Raw genomic sequence first — 16,709 nt, 5'->3', positions numbered from 1 at the left:
TGCGCGGATTTTGCGCAGGCTTATGGCATGGACGCTCTCGAGTGCGAGATGCGATTGCCGATCAATGATTGTCCGGCGCTTTCGACCGGATAGCGGCGCGCTCGCGTCGGGAGTGGTCACTGAAACAGGCGGTCGCGTGCAGACAATATCGCCGTCGCGAAAGTTCGAACATTCATACTCCTGTTGATTGGAAGTCGGGTAGTTAATAGGATACGAGCGCCGCTCATCCGCCAGTCGCGCGACGAAACATCCCTCTGGAGCAATTGTAAGCTGAACGCTTCCCCACGCTCAATGTGGTGATCGCCAATGCCGGAATCTCGCGGACCGAAGACATGACGTCCGACACATGGAATGTCTCATCGTCGGTGGACATGATCCAGACTAACATTGTCGGCGTGATTAGCACTGTTGCGGCTTTCCTGCCTGTTCTGAAGGCCCAGCGGAATGCCACCATCATGGCAACCAGCTCTGCTCTCGCCTTCCTGCCGCGGGCAGATTTTGCCACCTGCTGCGCCAGCAAGTCCTTCCTGCATTCATGGCTGACGTCGTTGCGTCATCAGCTGCGGAAGTTGCCGATCGAGGTTCTCGAACTTTCCCCGCCCTATGTGCGGACGGAGTTGACCGGCCTTTCTCAAGCAGCCGATCCGCGCGCCATGCCGCTCGCCTCTTACATCTGCGAGGTCATGTCCATGCTTGAAAACGGACAGCACCCGCGTGGCGAGCTCCTGGAGCGGGATCAAGCCCGCCGCTGGGCCGAGCGTGTCGGGACGTTCGACAGCATCTTCGCGCCATGAATCCAGCCTGAGCTTGTCCGGGCGAGGCATATCCAAATGTAACAAGGCGCACAGTCACAACGCGCGTCTTGTGCACGCCATCGCAGGTTGTACGCGGGCAAGTTATAATGTTCCTGCCGAATCATTATAACCCCCTCCGTTGACTTCTCGTATCGGCGCTATAATGTTTTTGTCAGAAAATTATAACGCCGGTTCGGTGCTAAGCTACAAGCAGGAACGGCCATGTCGAAAATCAAACAAGTCGATATTAGCTACCGGACAATGTTCGCAGAGCTCGTCGAGCGCTCGCTCGATGCCCAATTCCAGGCAGACTTTCCCTTGGAGGGCCGGTTCGTGACCGTACCGGTCAAGGATCGCAATTACTGGTACTTCGACCTGCCCACTCCTGGCGGCAAAGACAAGCGAAGCTATGTCGGCCCGCACCACGATGAAGCGATCACCGCCCGAGTGAATGCCCACATGGAACTAAAGGGTTCGATTCGTGACCGGAGGCGAATGGTAAGCACATTGCGCCGCGCTGGTCTTCCAGGCCCCGATCCGTTTGCCGGAGATGTCACGCAGGCGCTTGCAAATGCAGGGTTATTCCGCCTGCGCGCAGTTCTGATAGGGTCCGTCGCTTTCAGCGCCTATGCAGGCATTCTCGGCGTTCGCTTACCATCCTCGGCCGTGCAGACCGGCGATGCTGACTTTGCACAGGACTTCGCGATTTCGGCGGAGGTGGGCGACAGCCTGCCTCCCGTCCTGGAAATCCTCCGGTCAATCGATAGCGGCTTTCGCCCGGTTCCCCACCAGGGGGACAAGGCCAAGATCGCCTTCCAGAATGCGAGGGGATACCGGGTGGAATTTCTCACCGGCAATCGCGGATCAGCCGAACACACGGGCAAGCCCTCGCCGATGCCCGCTCTTGGCGGCGCTTCCGCAGAAAATCTAAGGTTTCTCGACTACCTCATCTACGAACCGGTGCGCACCGTTCTCCTGCATCGAGAGGGTGTGAATGTGCTGGTTCCTGCTCCGGAGCGTTTTGCTGTCCATAAGCTCATCGTCGCTTCGCGGAGGCTCGGAGATGCGCTGGGGCGAGCAAAGGCCTTCAAGGACCTGTCTCAGGCGGCCCTGCTGTTTGAGGCACTCGTTGAAACGCGACAGGGCGACGTTGTTGCAGATGCCTGGCAAGAGGCGTGGGATCGCGGCGCAGCCTGGAAAGAAGGCATCTCCAAAGGCTTTCTCAGGCTACCTGAAAACGGCGTCGCCGCTTTAAGAGCCGCGCTCGGCCCGCAGCAGCTCGAAGGCGTCATGAGTGGTGATAGTCCCTCCCCGTGACATACGATCGCATCGAAGGCCCGGTCGAACGCACGCATGTCGCCGTTGGTCGACAATGGCTGCGCGAGCCCAAACTCCGCTGATACCTCTCGCTGGATTGTGGAACCAAGCCCTATCCGGTCCGTTCTCTCACCTAAAGGAGAGGACACAACCATGCCGGAAACCAATCGCCCAATACCGCCGCAACCTGAGCAGCAGCAACCGCCGCCTGGGCTGACAAGATTGATGAAGCCCGCGCCGGATCACGGCGAGGAGAGCTACAAAGGCAACGGCAGGCTCAAGGGAAAGGTAGCGCTGATTACGGGCGCAGATTCCGGCATCGGTCGTGCCGTGGCGATCGCCTTTGCGCGTGAAGGCGCCGATGTCCTGATCTCATATCTCAGCGAAGACGAAGATGCCGTGGAAACGGCGAGATGGGTCGAAGAAGCTGGTAGCCGTGCCTTGGCCGTTGCCGGCGACATCACCTCAGAAAGTCACTGCATTGCTCTCGTCGAACGAACCGTCAGGGAGTTCGGAGGAATCGATATTCTTGTCAACAACGCAGCCTTCCAGCGCACCTACGCTGCAATCGGCGACATCACCGAGGAAGAATGGGACGAGACTTTTCGCACGAACACATATGCCCCTTTCTTCCTCGCCAAGGCTGCCGTGCCTCACATGAAGCCTGGCGCCAGCATCATCAACACCACGTCCATCCAATCGCGCCAACCCTCCTCCCATCTTCTGGCCTATGCCTCCACCAAAGGCGCGGTTTCGAACTTCACCGCGGGCCTTGCCGAAATGTTGGCGGGAAAAGGCATACGCGTAAACGCGGTCGCCCCCGGCCCGATCTGGACGCCACTTATCCCTTCGACTATGCCGCCGGATAAGACCAAAGATTTCGGCAAAAAGACGCTGATTGGCCGCGCTGGTCAACCGGCCGAACTCGCCGGGGCATATGTGTTGCTGGCCTCGGCTGAGGGTAGCTATATGACCGGCGCCATTATTCCGGTCACGGGCGGCGAGATCATGATTTGAGCGCGGCACCGTCGTCAGAAAAGCTCAGGGGCAAAACCCAGCCGAAATTCGACAGTCTAGAGTTCGCCGCTGGAATAGCGCGCGGTTTTGCAGGCGCACTGCTTTTTGCCCTGCCGATGCTGATGACTATGGAGATGTGGGAACTCGGGTTCTACATGGACCGCACGAGACTCCTGCTTCTCCTCGTCATCAATATCCCGCTGCTCATCTTTCTGTCTGACCGCATTGGCTTCGAGACAACGTCTACCTGGAGCGAAGCGGTCCGAGACGCGAGCATCGCCTACGGCCTTGGCATCGTCTGCAGTGCTCTTATCTTGTCCGCAATGGGCATCCTCCGGAATGACCAGTCTGCGCACGAGGTCATCGGCATGATTGCCATCCAGGCAGTGCCGTCGAGCATCGGAGCAATGCTGGGGCGCAGCCAGCTTGGCGGGCAGTCCGATGAGATTGATGATCACGGTGACGGAGATGACCCGGTGGATAGCCGGGAGACGAGCTATGCAGGCGAACTGTTCTTGATGGCTGTCGGCGCCCTTTTCCTCGCGCTTAACGTGGCGCCGACCGAGGAAATGATCCTCCTCTCCTACAAAATGTCGCCCTGGCACGCATTGGCTATCATCGTGGCGTCTCTGGCGATAATGCATGGCTTCGTCTACACCCTGTCGTTCCACGGAAGCCATGACCTTGCCGAGGGGACGCCTGGGTGGCACGCCTTTGTCCGCTTCACCCTGCCAGGCTATGTCATCGCTCTCGCTATCAGCGGCTTTTGTCTGTGGACGTTTCACCGGATCGACGACACTTCTACGACTCAGGCGTTGATGACAACTGTGATCTTGAGTTTCCCGGGCGCTATTGGCGCGGCTGCTGCGCGGCTGATTTTATGAGGCAGGCATGACCAAGATATCGAGATCTTCAAACATCGAAAATGCCGAACCGCATTGGATTGAATGGTTGACCGGCCTCGTCTCGGCAGCCCTCGTGATCTTGCTCATTACCTGGATCGGCAAGGACGCGCTGATGGATAGTGACAGCTCTCCTGACCTTGAGGCGGCTGTCGTCCGGACGGAACAACGCAGCACCGGCTATCAGGTTTTGTTCGAAATGAGCAACAAGGCGAGCGCAACCGCCGCCGACGTGACGGTACGAGGTGAACTACAGGACGGAAAAGCCATCATCGAGAGTGTCGAAACCGTACTCGCCTATGTTCCAGGCCGGTCTAAAACGAGGGGCGGTTTGATTTTCGAGAATAACCCTGCCGGAAAGACGGTGGTTGTCAAAGCCTCGGCCTACAACGAGCCGTAAAGCTGGTCACGCGGCGAGTTCGATTGCTTTCAGTTGAGTCCCAGGGCTGAACGCGGGACTGATGTTTGCGGGGTTCGGGGCATTGACGCGTGCGATAATCGAACCGATCGATATCACTCACGGATGCCGGCATCAGCTGGTCGCGCCAACGCCTTTACGAATCAATCTTGCTTGCCAGCGCTACGCCGTTGCGCCAACCACAAGCGGTGGGTAATCTAAAAGGATAGCGCCCCCGCACGATCAGGTCGATCAACGCTCTAAAGACGTGGCACGAAGGGATCGACTGGCCCCCCGGTCCGGTCGAAAGCTGGTCGGAAGCAGACTTCGACAAGTCGTTCGCAACGAACGTAAAGGGTCCTTACTTCCTGATCCAGGCGCTTCTGCCGATCTTCTCGAAAGGCGACCTCGGTCGTGTTAAATACTTCGATCAACGCCCATATCGGCATGCCGAACTCGAGCGTTTACTCGCTAACCAAGGGCGCGCTTCTGATGTTGGCAAAGACGCTGTCGGGCGAGCTGGTCGGCCGCGGCATTCGGCTTAACGCCGTCAGGCCCGGCCCTATCGCGACACCGCTTTACGCAAAGCTCGGCATGTCGGAAGCGGAAATGAAGACAATGGCCGAAGGCGTGCAGAAGCAGATCCCGGTCGGTCTTTTCGGAGACGTGTCGGAGGTTGCAAAGACCGTGGTCTTCTTCGCATCCGACGAAGCCTCCTATATCGTCGGCAGCGAGCTCGTCATCGACGGCGGCATGAGCAATCTTTAACCGGCATCCAACTTCACAGGAGCAGAACATGCTAATCGATCTCAAAGGCAAGACCGCCCTGGTGACGGGGTCCACGGAGGGCATAGGCTACGCCGTCGCCCGTCAGCTCGCCAGAGCCGGCGCGGACGTGGTTGTCAACGGCAGGTCCGAAGACAAGACCGAGAAAGCGGCAGGACGGCTGAGAAGCGAAGGCGCCAAGGGCATTGTCACGGGGGTGGCGGCTGATCTCGCCACCGCCGAAGGGTGCGCAAAACTCGTGGTAAAGGTGCCGCTGGTCGACATCCTCGTCAACAATGCCGGCATCTTCCAGCCAAGCGATTTCTTCGACACCACGGACGAGGTCTGGGACCGTCACTGGCAGGTGAACGTCATGTCTGCTGTCCGACTGTCCCGCGCCTATCTACCCGGCATGCAAGAAGCAAACTGGGGCCGCGTCGTCTTCATCGCATCGGAATCCGGCTTCAACATTCCGGTGGAAATGATCCACTACGGCGTCAGCAAGACGGCCGACATCGCTGTCGCGCGCGGGCTTGCCAAACGAATGGCAGGCACTGGAGTTACCGTAAACTCGGTTCTCCCTGGTCCAACTCTTTCAGAAGGCGTCGAAGCAATGCTTGCCGCTGAGCGCGAAAAGACCGGAAAGTCGATTGAGGAAGTCGCTGCTGACTTCGTCAAGCAGCACCGGAGCAGCTCCCTCATTCAGCGCGCGGCCAGCGTCGAGGAGATCGCAAATATCGTGACGTATCTGTCCTCGCCATTGGCATCAGCCACGACTGGGGCTTCGGTGCGCGTGGACGGCGGCCTTATCGACACGCTCTGAAGATCAGACAAGCCGAAGCCAACCAGGGCCTCTGCGAACAGCACAGGCTTCCTCTCGTCATGAAATCGCCACGTCCCTACCGTGGAACTCGTCGCGAAAATCCTGTGCTCGCTTTTCGTCGGGCGCGGTGACTATGACGAACCGGCGGCCGGCCTCCGGCGTCTCCTGGTGCGCAAGATCGATCATCCAGATCGTGTTCGCCGACCTTTGGGTCATTTCGATGAGTTTCTCCATGACGGGGTCGTCTTCGTCCTCGATACCGAAGGTTGTCTCATAGGCGAAGGTTTCCTGCGCGGGAGAACCCCTAATCTGCTCCCGCAGCCAGTCCCAAAGGTTTTCGAAGTCAACTGGGAACGGAGAAAACTCCATGTTCACCTGGACAACATCTCGGGCAAAGACGACCTCGCCATTGTAGAAGGCATGCATTCCCAGGAAATATTCGGAAAGCTCCATATGGTCTGAAAGGGCCTCGCGCAGCGTCTTGAGGTTAGAGGTTGTCTGGAACATTCAGGACTCCCTGGCAAAGGTCTAGGATTGGCCGCGGCGAAATGCCGAGTGGCTTGCATAATCTATCCTCGCGTGATGTCGTACGGCCTGGGATAGGAAGCCTCGTGGCGGGAAGGCAGCAAATTGGCGGCAAGGACTGCCAGCATGAGCACGATGATCGAAGTGGCGATCAGAACGACCTTCATCAGGAATCTCCTATACCAATAGAACCGTCGTAAGGCTCGCTGGTTCCAACACCCCGCGCGCCGTGTCGCCTTTGCCTGTCTGATCGAGGAACTTGGTCTTGGTGCCGGAGTTCTCCCTTCAGAATTCAGAAGGAGATCTGCAATGATCACGAAATCGATCCCCAATTCCGACGAGCTCCTCCCGAGGACCTTGAACAAAGACAGGCAGGACGAAGCAATTCCTCACTCAAGCATAGACGACCGCCGGGCTCCGCCCGTGAACATGGGCACCAGCCGCGTAGCCGGAGACGGCTTGACCGAGGCCGATTCGAAGACTGGCCGCGCAGATCCCAAGAGTCGTATCCCCGCCCCGCAGACGGCCAACCGGGAGTGAAACAATCACGGACTGAAGCCGTTGCTTGAACACCGACGAGCTGCAGTCCGACGACGAGATTTCGCCGTAGCCGGACGGTGGGAGCGCGGTCGAGACAAGAAGAAAGAGCGGAAGTTCGAAATCGCCAGAGCCACACATCTTCCACTGCGACCGGCGACATCCAAATAGAAGATTTAACGCTATCCCAACACCGGCCGAAAAATTTTCGCTCTCCAGAGCGGCCACGGCCTTCCTGACCGCTCTGCTCCACCTGTAGTGGTGATGGAAGAGCAGGCCCCACGGATCTGCGCGTACTTGGGACGGCGACCAGGAACGCAAGGACGACGCCGACTTTCTCGAGAGGCAGCTCGCGCGGCCGAAACACGGTTAAGCCTGATGCCCTGTACGTTCTCCTCGTCAGCGTATTCGCCTTCGAACTCGCGCAGCGCGGTTAACCGTGCAAACGAGGGAAACCATACACGGAGCAGGCAAAAAACCGCTTTCCGAAGCGCAGGGAAGGAGCGCGCTCAGAGCGCCAGCTATGCTGACGAAGCTCGACAAACAGGGCGTACGCGCCGACGAACGATGGCCTCCAACAGTGGAGTGGGAAAGATCGGCAGTTTAACCGTTTGGCCGAATGACAATCTTAACGCAGCCGTCTTGCTTATCACGAAAGGTTTTGTAGGCATCCGGCCCCTCTTCAAGACCGATGCGATGCGTAATCAGGAAGGACGGGTCGATTTTTCCGTCGATGATCAGCTTCATTAGCGGTTCGAGATAGCGTTGCACATGGGTCTGGCCGGTCTTCAGTGTCAGGCCCTTAGCAACGAGTGCGCCGAGCGGTGCGGGCACGGCCGGTCCTACGAAGACACCCGGGAGCGACACGGTGCCGCCTGGACGACACGCGAGGATCGCTTGGCTCAAGGCGTAAGGCCGCTCCGTTGATGTCAGTTTGGTCTGCAGGCTCTCCATCATTCCACCGGCGCCCTGGCTCTCCAGCCCGACTGCCTCGATCACGGCGTCCGGCCCCTGCCCACCCGTTATCTCGACGATTTTTTGCTGAAGGTCGTCGTCCGTGTAATCGAGCGTTTCGGCACCCGCCTGACGCGCCAGCGCCAGACGCTCGGGCACGGTGTCGACCGCAATGACGCGTTCGGCGCCCAGGAGGAACGCCGATTTGATTGCAAAGAGGCCGACGGGACCGCATCCGAAAACGGCGACAGTCTGCCCCGGTTGAATGTCGCAATTTTCCGCCGCCATGTAGCCGGTCGGGAAGATATCGGAGAGGAAGAGAACCTGCTCATCACTTAAACCGTCTGGCACCTTGATAGGGCCGACATCGGCAAAGGGCACGCGCAGATATTGCGCCTGCCCGCCGGGGAACCGGCCGTACATGTCGGAATAGCCGAAAAGCCCTGCAGTCGGATAACCGATCTGCTCGGCCTGTTTAGCGCCGGACGGATTCGACCGCTGGCACAACGAAAACAGGCTGCGTTGGCACATCGAGCACTCGCCGCAGGAAATCGTGAAGGGAACGACGACGCGGTCGCCAACCTTGAGTTTGGAATTGCCGCGACCGACCTCGACGACCTCGCCCATCGTCTCGTGGCCCATAACGTCGCCTGCATGCATGCCTGGAACGAAACCGCCGTACAGGTGCAGGTCGGAGCCGCAGATGGCGCAGCTCGTCACCTTGATGATCGCATCGCGCTCGTTCTGGATAATCGGATCGTCGACTTCTTCACAACGGATGTCTCCGCTACCGTGCCAGGTTAAAGCCTTCATGTCGTTCTCCTCTGCGCGTTTTTCTTGGATCATCGTTTAGGATTTAGGGCTGGCCGCCACCGCCGGCCGCGCCATACACCTGCCCTGTTGCGTAACTGGCCGAGGGATCGGCAAGCTGAACGTAAATCGAGGCGAGTTCGGCCGGCTGGCCTGGACGACCCATCGGCGTCTTGCCGCCGAACTGTTCCAGTTTTTCCATCGTCGCGCCGCCGGCCACTTGCAGCGGTGTCCAGATCGGTCCCGGCGCCACGCCGTTGACCCGGATGCCCTTCGGCCCGAGCTGCTTGGCCATCGACTTTGTGAAGTTCATGCCGGCAGCCTTAGTCATCGCGTAGTCGACCAAGTCCTCGGAGGGGTCGTATGCCTGCTCAGACGTCGTGATAATGATGGCCGAACCAGGCTGCAAATGCTTGAGTGCGGCCTTCGTCAGCCAGAACATCGCGTAGATGTTGGTCTTGATCGTCGCGTCGAAGGCATCGGAAGTGATCTCCGACAACATTCCCGCCTGCTGCTGGCGTCCCGCGTTGCTGACGAAGATATCAAGACCGCCCAGCCCCTTCACCGCATCCTCGATAAGCTTCTCGCAGAAAGCCTGATCGCGAAGGTCGCCAGGCAATGCCACGCCCTTTCGTCCTTCTTTTTCAATGAGCGCGATAACTTCCTTGGCGTCGAACTCTTCGTCAGGAAGATAGTTGATGGCAACATCCGCGCCTTCGCGGGCATAAGCAATCGCAGCCGCCCGGCCCATTCCGGAATCGCCGCCGGTGATCAACGCCTTGCGCCCGGCGAGCCTACCCGAGCCTTTATAACTTGTCTCGCCGTGATCCGGTTTTGGGTCCATCTTGCCGGCAAGGCCCGGAAAAGGCTGCGACTGGCGCTGGAAAGGCGGCTTAGGATATTTCGTGGTCGGGTCTTCCATGGATGTTGATTCCTTCGATCGGGCTTGCGATTGCGCCGGGAGCGCGGCGGCGGCAAAAGTAGCGGTCGTCGCCGCAGAACTGACCGGCGCGTCAAATGGAGAATGCTCTTCATTGTTTTCCCATGCAGACCACAGACAATGGATTGCCGCCCGCGGTCTGGGAACGTTCAGTGCGCGGCCACGAGCTTCATTACGTGCATCTTGTGCATCTCGAGCTTAGGCAGCGTCTCTGCCGCAAATTGCTTGACGGCAGCATCGTCCCCGCCCTTCGCGTAGGTCGCGAAGAGTGTCACCGCATCCATGTGCGCGGACGCCTGCATCTCTATGTAAAGCGCCTGGAAATCCTCGCCCGAGGCACCCTTTAGGGTGTCAAGCATGGCCTGGTGTTTCGGCGCGAGCACCGGCGGCTCGTCACCGAGCTTGGCGGCTTTCTTCAGACCTTCGGCCGCTTTTGTATGATCTGCGATCATCTGCTTGGCGAAGTCTTTGACGTCGCCATCCCTCGCCTTTTCCTCGGCGAGCTTGCTGGATTCGATCTCGAAGGCATTGGCACTCGTGACGACCTTCACGAAGGAGCCCTTGTCGACGTTCATCGGAGCAGCGACGGTGTCGGCGCTTTTTGGCATGGCAGCGAAACTCGCGGTGGAGATCAGCAGGGAGAACGCAACGAGCGAGGCAGAAATCATCTTTTTCATGTCGGCTTTCCTTACTTGGCCTTGTCAAATGCGGCGGTCAGATCGGCAACGGCCATGTCCATGGCCTGCTTTGCCTGCGGCACCACCTTGGCCATGCCGAAGAACTCGTGGGTGACGCCATCGAACGTCTTGATGTCGACCGAGACGCCAGCGTCCTTGAGCTTTGCGGCATAGGTTTCGCCGTCGGACCGCAGCGGATCGATCTGCGCCAGGATCACGGTCGCCGGCGCGACGCCGGCAAGGTCCGAGCGTCCGTTGAGATTGATGCGGGGATCCCTGGCGTCGTCCATCGACGTGACGGTGTTCTTGACGAACCACTCCATGTCGGCCTTGCCGAGCGGCTTGGCGTTGGCGTTTTCCTTGTAGGAGGGCGTGTCCATGTCGTTGCCCGCCACCGGATAGACCAGAAGTTGGTGGACCGGGTTCTTGGTCTTCATCTCCTTCGCCATCAGCGCAACGTTGGCGGCAAGATTGCCGCCAGCGCTTTCGCCAGCGACTGCGATCTTGTCGGCGTTACCATTCAGTTCATGAATGTTCTCGACAACCCATTTGTAGGCGGTCCAAGCGTCTTTATGGGCTGCCGGAAACTTGTATTCCGGTGCATGGCGATATTCGACCGATACGACGATCGCGTGGGCGCCGAGCGAAAGCGCACGTGGCGCGCCGTCATAGACATTGACGTCGGCGACGACCCAGCCGCCCCCGTGATAGTAAACCACAACCGGAAACGGCCCTTCCCCGCCTGGAATATAGACGCGCGCGGCCAAGCCGCCTTGCTCCGACGGTATCGCGATATCCTTGGTGGTCACCTGCGCTTCGGGATTGGATGGTACGCGCTTGTCCCACTGGACGGCGCGGGCGGCGTCGGCCGGGCTCGCCTGCATACGAGCTTCCGGCACGGTTAAGGTCGAAAACGGCTTTGAGCCGAGGGCAGCCAGCTTATCTAGCACGGCCTGCATCTCCGGCGCAGGCTTCGGAGCATCCTGCGCAAATACGGGGGCGGCGGTTGCCAGCAGCGTGCCAAAAAGCAGCGCCGTCTTTCGGGCGGTACGAGGGGTCATTGATTGGTTTCCGATTAAAAGACGTCACCCAACCTCGGCGAAAGCCCATTGTTCCCTTCAGCCTGAATAAAGGATCGGGTGGTCCATGATGAACCGGGTCCGTCCACCTTCATACGCCCGCGATCTATCCCCAAGACCGGGAGACCATGCCACCTCGCCGCGGAGTTCAGGAGAAGTCCGCGAGACGCTCGCCGTCCGTCTCCGTCGACCGTCAAAAGCTCTGCTTCTCCAGATTTCTTTCCACCTGCCGAAGGGGACGTATCCGGAAACAGCGCGCCATCGAGCGGACGACGTTTTTCAAAGGATGTCAGGCATTGGTGGAACATCTCGCCGTTCCCGAACTTTAGCACTCTCGCGCCCGCAAGGAGTTCCCATGCCTTTCAACCCGCCAATCCTTTATACGCCAGAGGTCCAAACCTTTGACGGCGACGAGCAGCAAACCGTCTCGGAGCTCAACGAGACGTTCGATATCATTTTGAACAAGACCGCCGCGGATTACGGACATGCCGTGCGGTCTGTGCATGCGAAGGCTCATGGCATCCTTGAAGGCACGATGACGGTCAAGGGGGGCCTGCCGCCGGAGCTAGCGCAGGGCCTGTTTGCGAACCCTGGTGCCTACAAGACCTACATGCGCATCTCAACGAATGCCGGCGACATCCTCCCAGATGACATCTCGCTGCCGCGCGGACTTGCTCTGAAGGTCGTCGAGGTTACAGGCGCACGACTGCCAGATGCGGAGGGAGCGACCCAGGACTTCGTCATGGTCAACGGGCCGGTCTTCCAGGCAAAGAATGCAAAGAAGTTCCTCAGCAGTCTGAAAATACTCGCCAAGACGACAGACCGCATGGAAGGCACGAAGGAGGTCCTGTCCAACGTATTGCAGGGCGTGAATGCGACTTTGCAGGCCGCGGGCCTCTCGAGCCCGACAGTGCAATCGATGGGTGGGGCGCCCGACGTCGATCCTCTTGGCGAGACCTACTATAGCGTGACACCGTTCCGCTATGGGGACTATATCGCCAAGTTCAGCATTCGCCCGGTCTCGAAGGACCTGACCGAATTGACCGGCAAGGAGATCGACACGAAAGACCAGCCGGATGCTATTCGCGAGACGGTACAAGGAGAGATGCGGCATCTGTCCGGAGAGTGGGAGTTTTGTGTCCAGCTCTGTCGCGATCTTGAAAAGCAACCCGTCGAGGATCCGACGGTTCAGTGGGACGAGGACGAAGCCCCATTCGTGGCGGTAGCGACCATATATGCAGTGCCGCAGGACAGCTGGTCTAAAACCAATGTGCAGAAGGTCGACGAAGAAATGAGGTTCAGTGTCTGGACGGGCCTTGCTGCACACGAGCCGCTTGGAAACATCAACCGGGCCCGCAAGGCGACCTATGAGCATTCGGCGAAGTTCCGCGCGGGCTTCAACAGGTGCCCAATCCACGAACCTGCCTCCTGATCGTGCATCCCGCCGTCGGCCGGCGCCGCTTTTCAGGCGGTGCCTTTTCGCATTGAGACGCACCAAGGATAAGCTTCATGGCCGACAACATTCCAAACCCCAACTCAGAAGGTCCGTCCGGTGGCTGGGGCTCGCTGAAAGGTATAGCCAGTACCTATGGCGAAAGCTCGCCCACGCCCGCCGCGCTTGAGACCCTTGCACGCCAGAACAAGCCGGGCGGTTTCATGTGCGTCTCCTGCGCCTGGCCGAAGCCCGTCAACTATCATCCCTTCGAGTTTTGCGAAAACGGAGCGAAGGCGACACTATGGGAGCTGACGTCGCATCGCTGCACGCCCGATTTCTGGAACGACCACACGGTTGGCGAGCTTCGGCAGTGGAAAGATCACGATCTGGAGATGACGGGTCGCTTGACGCATCCCCTTCGCTACGATGCCGGCACCGACCGCTATGTCGAAGTGACATGGGATGAAGCCTTCGTAGGCATCGCGACCATTCTCAACCGGCTGGAGAAGGAGAGTGTCGTATTCTACTCGTCCGGCCATGCCGGGCTGGAGGCTTCTTATCTCTACGCGCTGCTTGCCCGTTTATATGGCAACAACAATCTGCCGCAGAGTTCCAACATGTGCCATGAGACGACATCCGTCGGCCTGAACAAGGTTATCGGATCTCCTGTGGGTACCGTCGTCTGGGAAGATCTCGAGAAGGCCGATGCTTTCTTCTTCTTCGGGCAGAATCCAGGATCAAACAGTCCGCGCTTCTTGCATCCGCTCCAGGACGCAAAACGGCGAGGCGCCCGAATCGTCACGTTCAATCCGGTTCTGGAACAGGGCCTGATCTCCTTCGTCAACCCGCAGAACCCCATCGACATGCTGACAGGAAACGAGACGCAGATCTCCGATCAGTATCATCAGGTCAAGGCGGGCGGCGACATCGCCGCCATCCTCGGCGTTTGCAAGCATATTATCGAAGCCGATGACCTCGCTGTAGCGGACCACAAGCCGCGTATTGTCGACTTCGAATTCATCGAGGAGCACACGACGGGCTTCGATCAGTTCGTCGAAATGGTGCGGGAAACACCGTGGCCAGACATCGAACGCGAGAGCGGGCTTACCGAGGTCGCGCTGCGCGATGCCGGCGACGTCTATATCGGCGCTAAAAGCGTAATTGGCGTCTACGGGATGGGTCTTACCCAGCATGCGCAGGGCGCCTTGAACGTTGCGATGGTCGTGAACCTTCTGCTGCTTCGCGGAAACATTGGCCGTGAAGGCGCCGGCTGTTGTCCGGTGCGCGGCCATTCGAACGTCCAGGGCCAGCGCACTGTCGGCATCGCCGAAAAAACCAAGCTGATCCCGATGGACAAGCTCAAGGAGCTGTTCGATTTCGATCCCCCGATGAAGGACGGAATGACGATCGTCGACGCAGTGAAGGGCCTCATGGGTGGCACCGTCAAGGCCTTCGTCAGTCTTGGGGGAAACCTCGTTCGCGCCGTTCCCGACCAGTTGGAAATGGAACGGGTATGGGCCGCTCAGGAACTGACGGTCATGGTTTCCACGAAGCTCAATCGCAGCCATCTCTTCCCGGCGAAGACAGCCTATATTCTCCCCTGCCTGTCTCGTACTGAAATCGACAGGCAAGTATCGGGAAACCAATCTGTCACCACCGAGGACAGCTTTTCCCATATCAGCGGCAGTACGGGCAAGCGCACACCGGCGTCAAAATGCCTGCGAAGCGAGCTTGCCATTGTCGCCGGCATCGCCAAGGCGACGCTCGAACCCGGTCCAAGGCTGCGCTGGGACGACTGGATAGCGGACTACAGCCTCGTTCGTGACCTTATCGAGAAGACATATCCAGAAGACTTCAGGGACTATAATGCCCGCATGTTTCAGGCGGGCGGCTTCTATCGTGGAAACGACGCCCATGAACGAGTTTGGAACACACCGGAGCAAAAGGCCGTCTTCACGAAACCGGATCGATTGAACGCGCTGTCATTCGCGCCCGCCGAAGGTCGCTTCCGGCTCGTAACGCTCCGGTCAAACGACCAGTTTAACACGACGATCTACGGTTACTCTGATCGGTTCCGCGGCATTGAGGGCACCCGCGATGTCGTCCTCATGTGCAAGGCAGACATAGCGTCGGCAGGCCTCTTCGAAGGGCAGCGGGTCACGCTGGTGAGCGATTTTTCAGACGGCAAACATCGGGAGTTGGCCGGCCTCGAAGTGCGGGCGCATGCCCTACCGATCGGAACGATCGCCTCATATTACCCCGAGAGCAACGTGCTCAACGCGATCGATCACCATGACGAACTGTCCAAGACCCCGGCATCGAAAGCTATTCCCGTCCGGATCGTGTTGGGGCACCGTAACGCTTTCGGGTCTCGGGAAATCGAGACTACGATGGAGCGGCCAGTATTTGTGTCTGGTGACCGGGAGCTCAAGAGGGAAGCTTTTCAACGAGAGGGAAGCGTTGATTGAATGCTTATGTCGTCACTCTCCTGATTTTCGGCGCCGTCGTGCTGTTGACCGTCTGGCTACCAATGGCCTTGAGCCGGCTGCCGTTGTCACTGCCGATCTGCTGCCTCGCCATCGGCATGCTGCTGGCCTGGTCGCCCTTTACGCCTCGTCCCGCGATTAACCCTCTCGAAAATATAAAATGGGCCGAGCACCTCACGGAATTCGTGCTGATCGTCGCTCTGATGGGTGCCGGYCTCAAGATTGATCGACCGCTGGGCCTGCTTCGGTGGTCGGCGACGTGGCGGCTTCTCGGTATCGCGATGCCGCTCTCGATCGGAGCGATCGCTCTTGTCGGCTGGAGCGTACTTGGCCTGGGTTTGGCTTCCTCCATTCTTCTCGGTGCCGCCCTCGCCCCGACCGATCCCGTTCTCGCCTCCGACGTACAGGTGGGGCCGCCGCAGACCGGCGAGGAGGATTCCATCCGCTTCTCGCTAACATCTGAGGCCGGTCTTAACGACGGCCTCAGCTTTCCTTTCGTCATGGCCGCAATCGCCATCGCCGGTGAGCAGCCGGGCGGCGGGTTCGGGTGGCTCCCGCATTGGTTTGCCTTTGATGTCGTCTGGAAACTAGCTGCCGGTGTGGCAATGGGATGGGTGGTCGGGAGTCTTCTCGGTTATCTGACCTTCCGGATGCCGGAGGCTGGCCGCATTGCAAGAACGGGGGACGGGCTGGCGGCATTGGGCTTCACCTGTATCGCCTATGGCGCGACCGAAATCGTACATGGTTATGGGTTCGTGGGAGTCTTTGTGGCCGCCCTGACCCTTCGCAGCGTCGAGCGCAAGAGCGAGTATCACGGGCATCTGCACGATTTCGGCGAGCAGATCGAGCGATTGCTGATGATGGGGCTGCTTGTGTGCTTCGGCTCGATACTCGCTGAGGGTTCGCTTCTGTCGCATACCGACTGGCGTATTGTCGTGGTCGCAGTTCTCGTGCTCGCCGTCGTCAGACCGGTCGCTGCATGGGTGAGCTTGATCGGCTGCCGGCTGCCATGGGCGGACAAGTTGATCGTTTCCGTCTTCGGCATCCGAGGCCTTGGTTCGATCTATTATCTCGCCTACGCGTCCGGCAAGGCGAAGTTCGAAAACGTGGAGACGGTCTGGGCGACAGTGTTCGTCATCATCCTTCTGTCAGTCGTCATGCATGGCGCGACGGTAACTCCGGTCATGCGCTGGATTGATCGCCGCCGCGGCCTAGATCCTTCGAAATCGACAACGATCTCCAGTTAGCACC

General features: G+C 59.1%; 14 protein-coding genes and 2 pseudogenes. 10 read left to right on the top strand and 6 right to left on the bottom strand.

Annotated features, from left to right (window positions below; all coding sequences use genetic code 11):
• Positions 1–284: 284 nt before the first annotated feature.
• The 7 genes and pseudogenes from AC1DIJ_RS25210 to AC1DIJ_RS25180 all read left to right on the top strand — a co-directional run.
• A pseudogene (locus AC1DIJ_RS25210) lies at positions 285–794 on the top strand (SDR family NAD(P)-dependent oxidoreductase); the annotation flags it as partial.
• Positions 795–1,016: 222 nt separating this feature from the next.
• Positions 1,017–2,111 (top strand): nucleotidyltransferase family protein, encoded by a 1,095-nt coding sequence (locus tag AC1DIJ_RS25205; protein ID WP_112386865.1) that lies wholly within the window; start codon positions 1,017–1,019, stop codon positions 2,109–2,111.
• A gap of 153 nt (positions 2,112–2,264) precedes the next feature.
• Complete coding sequence (locus AC1DIJ_RS25200) at positions 2,265–3,128, top strand: SDR family oxidoreductase (protein WP_477831661.1); 864 nt, start codon at positions 2,265–2,267, stop codon at positions 3,126–3,128.
• Positions 3,125–4,012 (top strand): TIGR02587 family membrane protein, encoded by an 888-nt coding sequence (locus tag AC1DIJ_RS25195; protein ID WP_112386863.1) that lies wholly within the window; start codon positions 3,125–3,127, stop codon positions 4,010–4,012. The genes AC1DIJ_RS25200 and AC1DIJ_RS25195 overlap by 4 nt, the downstream gene beginning before the upstream one ends.
• Positions 4,013–4,019: 7 nt before the next feature.
• Positions 4,020–4,430 (top strand): hypothetical protein, encoded by a 411-nt coding sequence (locus AC1DIJ_RS25190; RefSeq protein ID WP_112386862.1) that lies wholly within the window; start codon positions 4,020–4,022, stop codon positions 4,428–4,430.
• Positions 4,431–4,723: 293 nt separating this feature from the next.
• Positions 4,724–5,195: pseudogene (locus AC1DIJ_RS25185) on the top strand (SDR family oxidoreductase); the annotation flags it as partial.
• 28 nt (positions 5,196–5,223) lie between these two features.
• Positions 5,224–6,015, top strand: a complete 792-nt coding sequence (locus AC1DIJ_RS25180) for an SDR family NAD(P)-dependent oxidoreductase (protein WP_112386861.1) — start codon at positions 5,224–5,226, stop codon at positions 6,013–6,015.
• Between the two features lie 57 nt (positions 6,016–6,072).
• On the opposite strand, the gene AC1DIJ_RS25175 is transcribed toward AC1DIJ_RS25180, so the two are convergent.
• From AC1DIJ_RS25175 to AC1DIJ_RS25150, 6 genes are all read right to left on the bottom strand, one after another.
• Positions 6,073–6,522 carry a hypothetical protein gene (locus AC1DIJ_RS25175; RefSeq protein ID WP_477831660.1) on the bottom strand — a complete coding sequence of 150 codons (450 nt, stop codon included), beginning with the start codon at positions 6,520–6,522 and terminating at the stop codon, positions 6,073–6,075.
• Positions 6,523–6,584: 62 nt separating this feature from the next.
• Positions 6,585–6,707, bottom strand: coding sequence for a hypothetical protein (locus tag AC1DIJ_RS25170; RefSeq protein ID WP_477831659.1), 123 nt, complete (start codon positions 6,705–6,707; stop codon positions 6,585–6,587).
• A gap of 973 nt (positions 6,708–7,680) precedes the next feature.
• Entirely contained in the window at positions 7,681–8,844 is a 1,164-nt protein-coding gene (locus AC1DIJ_RS25165) for a zinc-dependent alcohol dehydrogenase (RefSeq protein ID WP_112386859.1), read from the bottom strand.
• 43 nt (positions 8,845–8,887) lie between these two features.
• A complete protein-coding gene (locus AC1DIJ_RS25160; RefSeq protein ID WP_442208303.1) occupies positions 8,888–9,763 on the bottom strand; it encodes an SDR family oxidoreductase in 876 nt (291 codons plus the stop codon).
• A gap of 167 nt (positions 9,764–9,930) precedes the next feature.
• Entirely contained in the window at positions 9,931–10,458 is a 528-nt protein-coding gene (locus AC1DIJ_RS25155; RefSeq protein WP_112386857.1) for a DUF4142 domain-containing protein, read from the bottom strand.
• A gap of 11 nt (positions 10,459–10,469) precedes the next feature.
• Positions 10,470–11,519, bottom strand: coding sequence for an alpha/beta hydrolase (locus tag AC1DIJ_RS25150; RefSeq protein WP_112386856.1), 1,050 nt, complete (start codon positions 11,517–11,519; stop codon positions 10,470–10,472).
• 373 nt (positions 11,520–11,892) lie between these two features.
• Between AC1DIJ_RS25150 and AC1DIJ_RS25145 the strand changes: the two genes are divergently transcribed.
• From AC1DIJ_RS25145 to AC1DIJ_RS25135, 3 genes are all read left to right on the top strand, one after another.
• Positions 11,893–12,969 (top strand): catalase family protein, encoded by a 1,077-nt coding sequence (locus tag AC1DIJ_RS25145; protein WP_112386855.1) that lies wholly within the window; start codon positions 11,893–11,895, stop codon positions 12,967–12,969.
• Between the two features lie 77 nt (positions 12,970–13,046).
• Positions 13,047–15,440, top strand: coding sequence for an FdhF/YdeP family oxidoreductase (locus AC1DIJ_RS25140; protein ID WP_112386854.1), 2,394 nt, complete (start codon positions 13,047–13,049; stop codon positions 15,438–15,440).
• On the top strand, positions 15,437–16,705 hold the full coding sequence (locus AC1DIJ_RS25135; protein WP_112386853.1) for a cation:proton antiporter domain-containing protein: 1,269 nt from the start codon (positions 15,437–15,439) through the stop codon (positions 16,703–16,705). The genes AC1DIJ_RS25140 and AC1DIJ_RS25135 overlap by 4 nt, the downstream gene beginning before the upstream one ends.
• Positions 16,706–16,709: the final 4 nt, after the last annotated feature.

It is taken from the genome of Rhizobium sp. 10N427, assembly GCF_056394605.1.
The sequence above is the reverse complement of the archived record's forward strand: the minus strand, read 5'-3'. Positions and strand labels throughout refer to the sequence as shown.